General features: G+C 36.6%; 11 protein-coding genes. 8 read left to right on the top strand and 3 right to left on the bottom strand.

The window, feature by feature from the left end:
* Nucleotides 1-10: 10 nt before the first annotated feature.
* The 3 genes from PTQ27_RS09615 (at nucleotide 11) to lptD (ending at nucleotide 4,270) form a co-directional block, all read left to right on the top strand.
* Nucleotides 11-478, top strand: a complete 468-nt coding sequence (locus PTQ27_RS09615; protein WP_273749052.1) for a DUF2489 domain-containing protein — start codon at nucleotides 11-13, stop codon at nucleotides 476-478.
* A complete protein-coding gene (gene hemN, locus PTQ27_RS09620; RefSeq protein ID WP_273748897.1) occupies nucleotides 478-1,845 on the top strand; it encodes an oxygen-independent coproporphyrinogen III oxidase in 1,368 nt (455 codons plus the stop codon). Before PTQ27_RS09615 ends, hemN begins: the two co-directional genes overlap by 1 nt.
* A gap of 85 nt (nucleotides 1,846-1,930) precedes the next feature.
* Nucleotides 1,931-4,270 (top strand): LPS assembly protein LptD, encoded by a 2,340-nt coding sequence (gene lptD / locus PTQ27_RS09625; protein WP_273748896.1) that lies wholly within the window; start codon nucleotides 1,931-1,933, stop codon nucleotides 4,268-4,270.
* A 56-nt stretch (nucleotides 4,271-4,326) separates the two neighbouring features.
* On the opposite strand, the gene glnS is transcribed toward lptD, so the two are convergent.
* Nucleotides 4,327-5,997: a glutamine--tRNA ligase gene (gene glnS, locus PTQ27_RS09630; protein WP_273748895.1), complete on the bottom strand. Its 1,671-nt coding sequence runs from the start codon at nucleotides 5,995-5,997 to the stop codon at nucleotides 4,327-4,329.
* A 169-nt stretch (nucleotides 5,998-6,166) separates the two neighbouring features.
* Between glnS and PTQ27_RS09635 the strand changes: the two genes are divergently transcribed.
* Nucleotides 6,167-6,589: a MarR family winged helix-turn-helix transcriptional regulator gene (locus PTQ27_RS09635; RefSeq protein WP_273748894.1), complete on the top strand. Its 423-nt coding sequence runs from the start codon at nucleotides 6,167-6,169 to the stop codon at nucleotides 6,587-6,589.
* A 1-nt stretch (nucleotide 6,590) separates the two neighbouring features.
* A complete protein-coding gene (locus PTQ27_RS09640; protein WP_273748893.1) occupies nucleotides 6,591-6,908 on the top strand; it encodes a DMT family transporter in 318 nt (105 codons plus the stop codon).
* A 79-nt stretch (nucleotides 6,909-6,987) separates the two neighbouring features.
* Here the strand turns inward: PTQ27_RS09640 and efp are convergent, their stop codons facing one another.
* Nucleotides 6,988-7,554 (bottom strand): elongation factor P, encoded by a 567-nt coding sequence (efp, locus tag PTQ27_RS09645; protein WP_273748892.1) that lies wholly within the window; start codon nucleotides 7,552-7,554, stop codon nucleotides 6,988-6,990.
* Nucleotides 7,555-7,722: 168 nt separating this feature from the next.
* On the opposite strand from efp, the gene PTQ27_RS09650 reads away from it, so the two are divergent.
* A complete protein-coding gene (locus tag PTQ27_RS09650) occupies nucleotides 7,723-8,268 on the top strand; it encodes a hypothetical protein (RefSeq protein WP_273748891.1) in 546 nt (181 codons plus the stop codon).
* Nucleotides 8,269-8,312: 44 nt separating this feature from the next.
* Complete coding sequence (epmB, locus tag PTQ27_RS09655) at nucleotides 8,313-9,305, top strand: EF-P beta-lysylation protein EpmB (RefSeq protein ID WP_273748890.1); 993 nt, start codon at nucleotides 8,313-8,315, stop codon at nucleotides 9,303-9,305.
* Between the two features lie 90 nt (nucleotides 9,306-9,395).
* On the opposite strand, the gene ppc is transcribed toward epmB, so the two are convergent.
* The gene (gene ppc, locus PTQ27_RS09660) at nucleotides 9,396-12,035 is read right to left on the bottom strand and encodes a phosphoenolpyruvate carboxylase (protein ID WP_273748889.1); all 2,640 of its coding nucleotides are present in this window, start codon (nucleotides 12,033-12,035) and stop codon (nucleotides 9,396-9,398) included.
* 674 nt (nucleotides 12,036-12,709) lie between these two features.
* Between ppc and PTQ27_RS09665 the strand changes: the two genes are divergently transcribed.
* On the top strand, nucleotides 12,710-13,774 hold the full coding sequence (locus tag PTQ27_RS09665; protein ID WP_273748888.1) for a porin: 1,065 nt from the start codon (nucleotides 12,710-12,712) through the stop codon (nucleotides 13,772-13,774).
* The last annotated feature ends 309 nt before the right edge of the window (nucleotides 13,775-14,083 follow it).

The following is a 14,083-nucleotide window of genomic DNA, read 5'->3' on the forward strand; positions in this document are numbered from 1 at the left end:
ATCAATTATGATGTTAAAAATATTTCTGATTGTGCTGGCGGTTTTAATCTTAATTTCACTTGCAGGTTATGCCGTACATTTAATGTTGAAATTAAGAATTCAAAAAAGGCAAGAAAAAACCCTAATTGAAGAAGCTAAGCGAGCACAAAAAGAACGCTATTTACGTATTTTAGACAGTATTGATGTTATCGCAAGAGCTATGGTATCTGAGCAATGCGATTTCTCTGAGGGTGTTTTGCGTTTAAAACCTTTATTGGATGTAATAGGCAGAAAATTAAGCCACCATACAGCGATGTGGGCACTGTATCTGGTGGTTGAAAATATGCCAATTTTAGATGAGCGTAAAAACTTAAAACGCAATCAGAGAATGAAGTTAGATCTCGAGCGAGAAGCCAAAGAGGCGGAGCTAGAGGCAGACATCAAAATTGAGTGTTACCAATTATTAAAAGATATTGAAGAAATTAAAAAGGCAATCTAATGTCAGAAATTATTTGGGATTTAGCCCTAATTCAAAAATATAACCATTCTGGTCCTCGTTATACTTCTTATCCAACTGCGTTGGAATTTAATGAAAATTATACCAATGAGGATTTTATTGCAGCGGCAGCTCGTTATCCAGAGCGTCCGCTTTCGCTTTATGTGCATATTCCGTTTTGCCATAAACTTTGCTATTTCTGTGGCTGTAATAAGGTGATTACCCGTCACCGCCACAAGGTAGAGATTTATTTGGATTACCTTGAGCGTGAAATTAAAACGCGTGCACCATTATTTAAAAACCGCTTAGTTACTCAAATTCACTGGGGCGGCGGTACACCAACCTATTTAGATGAAGACCAATCTGCTCGCTTAATGGCAATGCTACGTAACCATTTTGATGTAAGCGAAGATGCGGAAATTAGTATTGAAATGGATCCTCGTGAAATTGAATTATCAATGTTAGATCACTTGCGTGCTATTGGTTTTAACCGCATTAGTATGGGGATTCAAGACTTTGACAAAGAAGTTCAACGCTTGGTTAATCGTGAGCAAGATGAAGAATTTATTTTTGCATTAATGAAACGAGCGAAAGAGCTAGGCTTTGTTTCGACCAATGTGGACTTAATTTACGGTTTACCAAAACAAAATGTTGAAAGTTTTATGTACACTTTAAAGCGAGTGGTAGAACTAAACCCAGATCGTATGAGTGTATTTAACTATGCCCATTTGCCAAGCCGTTTTGCCGCACAGGTAAAAATTAAAGAAGATATGTTACCTGCACCGGAAACAAAATTAACGATTTTACAAAAATCGATCGAGTTTTTAGGTGAAAACGGCTATAAATTTATTGGAATGGATCACTTTGCAAAACCTGATGATGAATTAGCTATTGCACAGCAAAAAGGCATTTTACACCGTAACTTCCAAGGCTATACTACCCAAGAAGAGTGTGATTTATTAGGAATGGGTGTTTCAGCAATTAGCTTATTGGGCGATACTTACGCTCAAAACCAAAAAGAATTACAACAATATTATGCTGATGTTGAAGAAAAAGGGATTGCTTTACATAAAGGAATTGCATTAAGCCAAGATGACTGTATTCGCCGTGATGTGATTAAAGCCCTAATTTGTAACTTTAAACTAGATTTTGCAACTATTGAAAATAGCTATGGAATTGATTTTAAAGCGTATTTCAATGAAGATTTAGCGTTATTAAACTCATTAGCAGAAGATGGCTTATTAGAAATTACAGAGAATAGCATTGTGGTTTCGCCACGTGGTCGTCTATTAATTCGTAATATTTGTTTATGTTTTGATGTCTATTCAAGACAGCTTGCGAGAAGACAACAATTCTCTCGTATTATTTAACGAACAAGTGGTGATTTTTCGCAAAAATTTTGCAAAATTTTCTTGAAAATTAACCGCTTGCTCTCTCGTTTATAAAGGAAAAACAATGAAACTGCGTTATAACTTACTTTCTCTTGCAGTGATGACAGCTTGTTATAGTAGCTATGCAGTTGCTGATTTACAGCAACAATGCTTACTTGGCGTACCTCAATTCCAAGGCGAAGTGGTTGAAGGTGATCAACTGAGAATGCCTGTTATAATTGAATCTGATAGTGCGGTAATTAATCAGCCTCGTGATGCGACTTATACTGGAGATGTCAGCATAAAACAAGGTAATCGCTCAATTATTGCAGATCAAGTTCGGGTTGAACAAGATGGCGAAAATGCCCGTATGGCATATTTACAAGGCAATTTTGATTACCAAGATGATCTAATTCAAGCAACGGGTTCTGATGCAACCATTAATCTGCTTTCAAAAGATGCAAACCTTGCTAATGCTAACTATCAGCTAGTAGACAGACAAGGGCGAGGTACTGCAGAATCAGGCGAATTTGGCAATACAAAACGTACCTTAAAAAATGCGAGCTTTACCTCTTGTTTACCAAATGATAATGCTTGGTCGATTGAAGCTAACGAGATGATTCAGCACGTAGATGAAGAATATGCAGAAATGTGGCACGCTCGTTTTAAAGTATTAGATGTGCCAATTTTCTACTCGCCTTATTTACAATTTCCTATTGGTGATCGTCGCCGTTCAGGTCTCTTGATTCCAAGTTTTGAGCGTTCAAGCAAAAACGGTTGGACTTATTCTCAGCCATTTTATTGGAATATTGCACCTAATATGGATGCGACTATTACACCAACTTATTATTCTCGTCGTGGCTGGCAAATTAACCCTGAATTTAGATATTTAACTAAAATTGGGCAAGGCTTAGTGGCAACCGAATATATGGCAAAAGATCGTTTAAGTGAATATCAACCAAAAGATGATGATCGTAAACGTTATTTGGTTCACTGGCGACATACAATGAGCTTTTTAACGGATTGGCGTTTTTCTGTTGATTATACCAAAGTAAGTGACAGACGCTATTTCTCTGATTTTGACTCTGATTATGGTAATAGTACAGATGGTTATGCCACGCAAAACTTTAAATTAGGCTACTATCAACCAAATTATAATTTATCGATTTCGGGTAAAAAATTCCAAACATTTGATGGTATGGATATTGGCCCATATCGAGTATTACCACAAATTGATTTTAATTATTATAAAAATGATCTAATTGAAGGTAGTGATTTCAAATTCTTTGCACAAGCCGCTCGTTTTGATAATGATAGTAAATTAATGCCAAAAGCGTGGCGTTTCCACGCTGAGCCAACACTTAATTTCCCTTTAGCAAATCGCTATGGTAGTTTAAATATAGAAACGAAGCTTTATGCAACCCATTATTTGCAAAGCAAAGGAAGTGAAAGCACAGAAGAGATTAAAAAGAGCGTAAGCCGTGTTATTCCACAGATTAAACTAGATTTAAAAACAGTTTTAGAATCAGATAAGCAATTATTTGCAGGCTTTAATCAAACCATTGAGCCACGATTACAATATATCTATCGCCCTTATAAAAACCAGAGTGATATAGGTACAAAAACACATCAAAGTGTCAGTTTAGGCTATGATTCTGCGTTGCTACAAAATGATTATTTCTCATTATTTAATGATCGTCGCTACAGTGGTTTAGATAGAATTTCTTCGGCAAATTTAGTTACCGCTGGTGGAACAACACGTTTCTTTAGTGATAAAACAGGCGAAGAAGTCTTTAATTTTAGCCTTGGTCAAACCTATTATTTAAGACCATCAAAAATTGATGATACTTCAGATAATAGCACGGCTAAACGTTCATCATCTTGGGCTGCAGAGACTAACTGGAAATTCCATAAAAATTGGAATTGGCACGGTAGTTATCAATATGACACACGCTTAAATCAAACATCTTTAGCGAATATGTCATTACAATATAAACCTCAGTCAGATAAGTTGGTTCAACTGAATTATCGTTATGCAAGTAAAGATTATATTAATCAAAACTTAAGTGCGAGAGCAGATAAATATAGTCAATCAATTAAACAAGTTGGTGCGGTCTTAGGTTGGGAATTAACCGATAATATTTCTGTAATGACAAGCTATTACCAAGATATTGCTTTGAATAAGCCAGTTGAAGGGCAGTTCTCTGTAAACTATAATACTTGTTGTTGGGCGGCTAATCTGTATGTTGCACGTAAACTAGTTTCAACATCTGTTGGCTCACCAGATACAATTAATGGTTTTTACTATGACAATAAATTTGGGATTAACTTTGAATTACGCTTTGGTACAAGTTATAGCAACGGTGTATCAAGAATGTTAAGACGAGGAATTATTCCTTATACTGAGCCTTACGGCATAAACTAAATCGGAATATTTAAACATAATGAGCAGCCTAGGCTGCTCATTATTTGTTTTATTAACTAGAACGTAACGCTTTCTTTTAAGCTTACCGTCAGGTTAAAGACAAGATTGTTTTCTGAACCGTCTTTACTATCTAAGCAGTAGTATCCTTCACGCTCAAATTGATAACCTTGTTCTGCTTTGGCATTTGCTAAGCTTTCTTCAACAAAACCTTGTTTAACGACTAAAGACTCAGGGTTCAAAATAGCATTAATATCTTCTTCTGCTCCCGGGTTTGGTACGGTAAACAGGCGATTATAAATGCGGAATTCAGCCGCTTTATTGTCTTCTGCAGAAACCCAATGAATAACCCCTTTTACTTTACGACCATCGGCAGGGTTTTTGCCTAATGTTTCCGGATCGTAACTGCAAAAAATTGTCTTAATTTGACCGCTTGCATCTTTTTCTACACGTTCTGCTTTAATCACATAAGCATTACGCAAACGTACTTCTTTGCCTAAAACTAAGCGTTTATATTGTTTGTTTGCTTCTTCACGGAAGTCCGCTTCATCAATATAAAGTTCACGAGTGAATGGTAAATCACGTTCGCCTAATTCTGGGCGATTTGGGTGATTTGGTGCTTTTAGTATCTCTTTTTCGCCAAAGTTTTCAATCACCACTTTAATTGGATTGATAACAGCCATTGCTCGAGGGGCATTTTCGTTTAAATCTTCACGAATACAAGCTTCAAGGGCAGAGTATTCCACCACGTTATCCTGTTTTGTTACCCCAATACGACGGCAGAATTCACGTAATGCTGCAGGCGTATAACCACGGCGACGTAAGCCTGAAATGGTCGGCATACGAGGGTCGCTCCAGCCATCAACAATACCGTCAGTGACTAATTTTAATAATTTGCGCTTAGAGGTTAATGTGCCTTCTAAATTTAAACGAGAGAATTCATACTGATGCGGTAATGGGCGCTCAATAGAAATATTTTCTAATACCCAATCATATAAACGGCGGTTGTCTTGGAATTCTAGTGTGCAAAGAGAGTGAGTGATTCGCTCAATTGCATCGGAAATACAGTGAGTAAAATCGTACATCGGATAAATGCACCATTTATCACCGGTTTGGTGGTGTGATGCAAATTTGACACGGTAAATAACAGGATCACGCATTACCATAAATGGCGAAGCCATATCGATTTTGGCACGTAAACTTGCTTTACCTTCAGCAAATTCACCGTTTTTCATTTTCTCAAATAAGGCTAAGTTTTCTTCAACTGAGCGATCACGATAAGGACTGTTTTTCCCCGGCTCTGTTAAAGTACCACGATATTCACGCATTTCCTCAGGCGATAATTCGCATACATAGGCTAAACCTTTATTGATTAGCTCAATCGCATAGCCGTAAAGTTGGTCAAAATAATCAGAAGCGTAACGAGGCTCTCCTTCCCATTTAAATCCTAACCATTCAACGTCTTGTTTGATTGAATCTACATATTCCACATCTTCTTTTACAGGGTTTGTGTCATCAAAACGAAGGTTACATTTGCCTTTATACTCTTGAGCGATACCAAAGTTTAAGCAAATAGATTTGGCGTGACCGATGTGCAAATAGCCGTTTGGCTCAGGTGGGAAACGGGTGTAAACATTATTATGTTTACCACTTGCTAAATCTTCATCAATAATATGGGTAATAAAATTAGCACGAGTTTCTGTCTCGGCTGTTAAAATTTCTTCGCTCATAATTCTCTCTAATTTTCTAATCAAAATAACAAACTATTCTACACGTTATTACCATAATCTTAAAGCCCTTGAGAAAGCCTAATTAAAATAAATAAATGCTTAAAAATTCACTTGAATTTAGTCTGAAATATTACTAATATAAGAAAATTAATAACAAATCAGACTAAATATGAATAAATTTGATGAAATCAGTCGGTTGATGTCAGCAAGCCATCAACTTTATGATAAATGGGCGAGAAAGAAGGGTATTAACTATAATATTTTAGCGGTGTTTTATAGCATTATTCATTACCCAAATTGCACGCAAAAAGATATTTCTGAACATTGGGGATTGGCTAAACAAACAGTTTTTTCTGTATGCCAACAACTTGCAAAACAAGAGCTTCTTGCTTTTTTTACGGATGATGAAGATAAACGCAGTAAGGTTTTATATTTAACGGACAAGGGAAAAGCTATTGCTCAGCCTATTATTGATGAAATTTATACTATTGAAATGTCGGTTATTAAGCAATTTGGCGAACAGGAAATGGCAGAGCTTGTACTTAATTTACAAAAATTAAGTGGCATTATTGAACAACAAATAGAGGTGTAAAATGGCTTGGGTTTATTTAATTTGTGCTGGGTTGATGGAAATTGGTTGGCCACTTGGCTTGAAGTTAGCCCAAAGAGATGGTTGGGTATGGCAGGGTATTTTAATAGCTATTACCTTTATGGGGATAAGTGGCTTTTTACTTTTTCTTGCTCAAAAAACTATTCCTATGGGAACAGCTTATGCTGTTTGGACTGGAATCGGAGCAATAGGTGCCTTTGTAGTCGGCATACTATTTTTAGGTGATCTTTCATCCTTTGGTCGTTGGGCTGGAGCCTTATTGATTGTATCAGGTGTGATTGTGATGAAGCTTAGCAGCTAGACTATTGATGATAAAAACAAGCGGTCAAATGTATTGCAAATTTTGCAACGAATTTGACCGCTTGTTTATATGAAATTGATTATTTCACTCGTGAAACATATTCGCCAGAACGAGTATCTACACGGATTACTTCGCCGATTTGTACGAATAATGGTACGTTTACTACCGCACCTGTGCTTAATGTTGCTGGTTTACCGCCGGTACCTGCCGTATCGCCTTTTAAGCCTGGGTCAGTTTCGACAATTTCTAACTCAACAAAGTTTGGTGGAGTAACTGCAATTGCTGCACCGTTCCATAATGTTACGATACATTCTGCGTTATCAACTAACCATTTTACGTTGTCGCCTAATGCTTTTTCATCAACAGAAATTTGTTCGAATGTTTCTGGGTGCATAAAATACCAGAAATCGCCATCGCTGTAAGAGTAGTTATAGTTAGAATCTACAACGTCAGCAGCTTCAACAGAAGTACCTGATTTGAAGTTGATTTCTAATACTTTACCAGAGATCAGTTTACGGATTTTAGTACGAGTAAATGCTTGACCTTTACCCGGTTTTACGAATTCGTTTTCAACGATTACACAAGGTTCGCCATCTTGAATGAATTTTAAACCTTTTTTAAAGTCGTTAGTGCTGTAACTAGCCATTGTTTCCTCAATTATTTAAATAAATAACAATAAATTAACAAATTTTGAACTTCACCCTATTGGGTTTGCCAAAAAGAATCATATAATACCCTAAATTCACGAAATTAGCGAAAAATCCTTCAGATTTTTGCTATAATTTTTTTCAATTTCACACTATAAGGAATGTAAATGAAAAAATTGATTACTCTCTCTGCTGTATTAGCGTTATCTGTTGCAACTGTGGTTGAAGCAAAAAGTCGTGGTGGTTTCCGTTCAGCTGCTAAACCGGTGGCAACAAAACCAGCTGCGACACAACCAAGAACAGCGGCAAATCAACAATCAGATGCTACTTTTGCGAATACACCAAATAATATGGCTGCTCAGCAACCAGCACGTAGTGGTAGCCCAATGGCTGGGGCAGCAATGGGAGCGGTAGCAGGCTATATGTTAGGAGATATGATGGCTTCTAATGCTCACGCTAATCAAGCTGTAGACGGTAATGCTCAGCAAGCGGTAAATTCTGGGCAAAATATTGCAAATGCAATGCCAGCTATTGCAGAGTTTAGAAGTATCGGTGGACAAATCGACCCATTCCTAGTTGAGAAAACGGATGGCTACCGTCGTTACTGTATTGCAGGTGTGCAATATTTAGCAGCCTCTCATAATGGGCAAACCGCACCTACCGTGATGGTAAATCCAAATGGCTCACCTTTACAATGTAACTTAATTCCTTAATTTTCAATCTTATCCTCTTCATTAATGGAGAGGATTTTACCTATATGCAATCAATTCAAATCAAACCGCTTTGGCTAGCGGAGCTAGCGCAAGCTTTTAATGATCCTACCGATTTACTTCAATTCCTTGAACTTAATCCACAAGATTTTGAGCAAGACATTGCTGCCCGTAAGTTATTTGCAATGCGAGTGCCAAGAGCTTTTGCAGAAAAAATGGAAAAGGGAAACAAAAACGACCCACTGTTTTTACAAGCAATGGCTTCACAAGCTGAATTTATTGAAGCAGAAGGGTTTGTCGCCGATCCGCTTGAGGAACAACAGAGCCCAGCACCGAATATTTTGCATAAATATCATAACCGCTTGTTATTTATGATAAAAAATAGCTGTGCGATTAACTGTCGTTACTGTTTCCGTCGTCATTTTCCTTATGACGAAGTAAAAAGTGGGAAATCAGTTTGGCAACACAGCCTTACCTATATTGCGGAGCATACCGAACTAGAAGAAGTGATATTTTCAGGTGGTGATCCGCTAATGGCGAAAGATTCCGAATTAGATTGGTTACTTACCCAATTAGAACAAATTTCACATATTAAAACTTTACGCATACACACTCGTTTGCCAGTGGTTATTTCAAGTCGGATTACAATGGAATTGTGTGATCGGTTATCACAATCTCGATTAAATATAGTGTTGGTTACCCATATTAACCACGCTAATGAAATTGATGTTATTTTTGCTGAAAAAATGGCATTACTTAAAAAAGCAGGCGTAGTATTGCTCAATCAATCAGTAATGCTAAAAGGTGTGAATGATAATGCTCAAACACTAAAAGCGTTGAGCGATAAATTATTTGAAGTGGGAATTTTACCTTACTATATCCATTTGTTTGATAAGGTAGCAGGGGCAAGCCATTTTTATATTGAAGATGAGAAAGCTATTGAAATTTATCGGGAATTGCAACGCATTACTTCAGGCTATCTTGTGCCCAAATTGGCAAGAGAAATTGCGAAAGAGCCCAATAAGATATTAAAAGGGTAGTTAAGAAAACAAAAGACGAAAAGTAAAATTTTCGCCTTTTTTGACCGCTTGTTGCGGAGATAACCTTGAGACAATAAGCCTTAGTACAAATTATCCTGTATTACGCATACCTGCTGCAATCCCTGTGATCGTAATCATTAACGCTTGCTCTAATTCAGGATCTGCATTTTCGCCTTGTTTACGAATACGATCTAGTAATTCAACCTGTAATAAGTTAAGAGGATCGGTATAGATATTACGTAATGCTATTGATTCAGCAATCCAAGGTAAATCTGCCATTAATTGCCCATCGTGAGCAAGAGCTAATACAGTCTGAATATCGGTTTGCAGTTGACTACGTAGTGTTTTTCCTAAACGATGTAATGCAGGATCAACAAGACGTTGATCATAATACTCAGCCAACCAACCATCTGTTTTGCTAAATACCATCTCTAGCATACCAATACGAGTTGAGAAGAATGGCCATTCATTACACATATCTTTAAGTAGATTCTCGCTACCTTCATCAACTAATTGTTGTAATGCTTGTCCTGCACCTAACCAAGCTGGCAACATTAAGCGGTTTTGCATCCAAGCAAAAATCCACGGGATAGCACGTAAACTTTCAACGCCACCTTTTGGTTTACGTTTTGCAGGGCGAGAGCCTAGTGGTAAACGAGAAAGCTCTTGCTCTGGTGTTGCACTACGGAAATAAGGAACAAAATCAGCTTCACCACGAACCATATTACGATAAATCTGGCAGGAAATATTCGCACCTTTTTCTAAAATATCTCGCCATTCTTGTTTCGGTTCTGGCGGTGGGAAAATATTAGCTTCTAAAATTGCACTAGCGTAAAGCTCTAAGCTTTCTACCGCAACTGCAGGTAAGCCAAGCTTAAAGCGGATCATTTCCCCTTGTTCAGTTACACGTAACCCATTTTTTAATGAACGAGGCGGTTGAGAGAGTAGAGCAGCGTGAGCAGGAGCACCACCACGTCCGATTGTACCGCCTCGACCGTGGAAAAGAGTGAGTTCGATATTGTATTTTTCACACAAATTAACCAAAGCTTCTTGAGCTCGATACTGAGCCCAGCTAGCAGCAAGCATTCCCGCATCTTTGGCTGAATCAGAATAACCAATCATAATCATTTGGTAGTTATTAATGACGCCACGGTACCACCCAATATTAAATAAGTCAGTCATTACTTTTTCGCTACGATCTAAGTCATCTAAGGTTTCAAATAGCGGAGCAACAGGAATTGTGAATTTACAACCTGCTTCTTTAAGTAAGAGGTGAACAGCAAGTACATCGGATGCTTCACGAGCCATTGAAATAACATAAGCGGAGATCACATCTTTAGGTTGTTCTGCAACCACTTTACAGGTGTCTAAAATCTCTTGAGTTTCTGGGCTTGGTGTCCAATTTGTAGGAATTAATGGGCGGCGAGAACTTAATTCACGCACTAAGAAAGCTTGTTTATCATCTTCTGTCCAATGGGAATAATCCCCTAAGCCGATATAGCGAGTAATTTCTGCGATTGCCATTTCGTGGCGAGTACTTTCTTGGCGAATATCTAAACGAGATAACCCTAAACCAAAGCAACTAATACGACGTAAGCAATCTAATAATGCCCCATTTGCAATAATTCGCATTCCACAAGCTTGTAATGACTCATAGCAGTCGAATAACGGTTCCCATAATTGCTTATCAGAAGTCAGAATTTCATTTTCATCAATAGTTGAAATTTTATCTTCGAGTAATTCAGCGTAATAAGTTTCTGTATTAATGAGTTTTTGACGTAACTGTTTTAGTAATACACGATAAGGTTCTAAATGCTCACCATATTTTGCTCGAAATGCTGGTGTACATTGTGTAATAGAGAGTTCTTCTGCTAAGTTTTTAATATCTTGCAAAAATAGTTCTGCTGCTTTCCAGCGATTCATTCTTAATACTCGGCGAGTCGTTTGGGCGGTAACAAATGGATTGCCATCACGGTCTCCACCCATCCAAGATGAAAATCTAACAGGAGCTAAACTGATAGGATATTGCACACCAAAATGTTTCTCTAAATAGAAATTTAATTGACGACAAAATTCAGGCACGGCTTTCCATAAACTGTTTTCAATAACAGCTATACCACCTTTTGCTTCATCAACTGGTGTCGGGCGTTGAGTTCTAATTTCATTCGTATGCCAAGCTAAAGCAATTAATTGCATTAAGCGACGTTTAATTTTATAACGCTCTGCTTCTGTTAAATCATCGTGTTCTAATAAATTTAAACATTTATTAATTTCAACGTGCTTATGCCCGAGTGAACGACGTGTAACTTCAGTTGGGTGTGCTGTTAGCACCAAATCAATCATCAGACCTTCGATAGTTTTGATAACTTTTTCGACAGAAATATTCTGTGCTTTAAGACGTACAAATAATGAATCTAACGAACGACTACCTAATGATTCATCAATATGATGACGGGAAATAGTCTGATACTGTTCAGCAATGTTGGTTAAATTTAAGAAATGGCTAAATGCTCGGGCAACAGGCAAGACATCATCGTTAGAAATATTGGCCAACTTGTCTAATAGTTGCTCTCTGGCATTTTCATCGCCTGCTCGAGAATTTTTAGAAAGGACTCGAATACTTTCAATTAGCTCAAGAATATAATCTCCTTGTGCATCACGAATAGTTTCCCCTAAAAATTCCCCTAACATATGAATGTTGTGTTGAATAGTTGAATATTGATGATTCATAAATAAATCCTATAGAAAGCATAAAATAAACTAAGGGTAAATATGCCGAAAATTGCTAAAAATAGCAAATAGATTTAATTAAATTTCTGAATTAAATGACATAAAACAAAGATATGATTTGTTTTTGCAAAAAAGCGACAGGTATTTATGTAAAGCAGGTTTAATTTTAGCTACAAGCGGTGAATTTTGTGTAAAAATTTGCAAATTTGTTAGCTTTATCTACTAAATTTTAGGGAAAGCAGATAGATTAATCTTGTATTTAGAGATGCATTTGCACTAAAAAGAACTCATAAAATAAGGAGTTTTCCAATAAAAATTCTTAAAATGTGACATAGATCACAAAATAATTGAACTTTTCGAAAAAGTTGAACTTGATCAAATAGAAATAAAAAAATCCTTATTTTTCAAATAGTTAAAAATTTAAATAAAATGCTAAAAATTGGCTAAAAACCCTCCAAATGAAATAACGGTAATGTAAGTTATTGATTTTTAACAGAATATTGTACATTGCTCTTTACTATTGAAACTATTGACATTAACTTTTCTTTTTGCGATTATGCCTGCGACGGCAATGTTAGGTCTTTGGCTGAAACATTGTGATTTGGATAATTGTTCTTACACCTTAATGAGAGCAATTTCTGATTTTATAACATAAAAAATCTAAGGTGAAAATTATGAAAAAAACATTAGTTGCATTAGCAGTAACTGCATTCGCTGCATCAGCATCAGCAACAACAGTGTATGAAGCTGAAGGTACAAAAGTAGATCTAGATGGTTCTTTACGTTTAGTTCTTGAAAGAGCTGAAAAAAAGGTAGCTAAGCAGGATGGATCTGTTAAGAAAACAAATGCTCATACTCGTCTTCGTAATGCTGGCTCACGTTTTGGTATTACAGCAAAACATCAATTAGCTGATGATTTCTATGCATTAGGTCGTTTAGAATTCCGTTTTGATAAAGGCGAGAATGACAATGATGGTTTTGGTGATGTATATACAAAACGTGCTTATGCAGGGTTTGGTAGCCAAAAATTAGGTCAATTAACATTTGGTCGCCAACTAACAATTGCTGATGATTTAAGCCAATCAAAAGATTATGAGTATGGAATCAATCCAAAAGGTGATTACATTCCAACTAGTGGTAACCAAGTAGTTCGTTATGACTACAATGGTGTTGAAAACCTACAATTAAGTGCTAACTATAATTTTGCTCAAGAGCGTGATGCAACTGGTGAAGTTTTACCAGAAGCAGTACAAAATGCTTATGGTGTAGGTGCATTATATAATGTAGATAACTGGGATTTACGTGCAGCATACGGCCATACAAATTATAAAACTGCAGCTGGTAGTGAAAAACACCGTAAAGACGCAGTATTAGGTTCATTAGGTTATACTGTAGATGCATTAAAATTAAGCTTTGATGCAGGTTATGCTCACGAAAATAATGAAGGAGCTAAAACAAATAAATTCTATGTATCTCCTAACTTTGCATATCAAGTAACACCTGCATCTAGTGTTTATGGTAACTACTTATATGAGCGTGCGAAAACTAAAGATGTTGGCAAAGAAAAAACCCACGGTTTCTTACTTGGTGTAGATTACAAATTCCACAAACAAGTTGTAGCATTTGTTGAAGGTAAATATGCTCGTACTAAAGAATTTAATAAAACTGCAACAGGTTATGCATATTCAGAAAAAACAACTGATAAAGCTATCGGTGTAGGTATGCGTGTATATTGGTAATCTCTTGATACCTTTCTACTAATAATAAACCCCTAACAATTTATTGTTGGGGGTTTTTACTATTAATAACTGTTACTCTTTTGAATTCAAAAATAATAGATAAATATCTTCTTTAGAGCAAACTCGATGGTGTGAGTGTCCTCACTCGTGCCAAAAACAAGCGGTTAATTTACTTCCGATAACTGCCTATCCATAAAATATCTTCGATTTACTCTTATCCTGCTTTATCCATTACAATCCAAAATCAGATATTAAATTAGAGTTAAAATCAAACTTTCCTGTTTTAAATATGTAAATTAAATTTGGCAG

The organism is Mannheimia cairinae (assembly GCF_028649535.1).
In the GTDB taxonomy this organism is placed as follows: Bacteria; Pseudomonadota; Gammaproteobacteria; order Enterobacterales; family Pasteurellaceae; genus Mannheimia; species Mannheimia cairinae.

Bases quoted from the DNA above. Each gene is read 5' to 3' on its own strand.
- PTQ27_RS09615 (WP_273749052.1), top strand. From the start codon at position 11: ATGTTAAAAATATTTCTGATTGTGCTGGCGGTTTTAATCTTAATTTCA.
- hemN (WP_273748897.1), top strand. From the start codon at position 478: ATGTCAGAAATTATTTGGGATTTAGCCCTAATTCAAAAATATAACCAT.
- lptD (WP_273748896.1), top strand. From the start codon at position 1,931: ATGAAACTGCGTTATAACTTACTTTCTCTTGCAGTGATGACAGCTTGT.
- glnS (WP_273748895.1), bottom strand. From the start codon at position 5,997: ATGAGCGAAGAAATTTTAACAGCCGAGACAGAAACTCGTGCTAATTTT.
- PTQ27_RS09635 (WP_273748894.1), top strand. From the start codon at position 6,167: ATGAATAAATTTGATGAAATCAGTCGGTTGATGTCAGCAAGCCATCAA.
- PTQ27_RS09640 (WP_273748893.1), top strand. From the start codon at position 6,591: ATGGCTTGGGTTTATTTAATTTGTGCTGGGTTGATGGAAATTGGTTGG.
- efp (WP_273748892.1), bottom strand. From the start codon at position 7,554: ATGGCTAGTTACAGCACTAACGACTTTAAAAAAGGTTTAAAATTCATT.
- PTQ27_RS09650 (WP_273748891.1), top strand. From the start codon at position 7,723: ATGAAAAAATTGATTACTCTCTCTGCTGTATTAGCGTTATCTGTTGCA.
- epmB (WP_273748890.1), top strand. From the start codon at position 8,313: ATGCAATCAATTCAAATCAAACCGCTTTGGCTAGCGGAGCTAGCGCAA.
- ppc (WP_273748889.1), bottom strand. From the start codon at position 12,035: ATGAATCATCAATATTCAACTATTCAACACAACATTCATATGTTAGGG.
- PTQ27_RS09665 (WP_273748888.1), top strand. From the start codon at position 12,710: ATGAAAAAAACATTAGTTGCATTAGCAGTAACTGCATTCGCTGCATCA.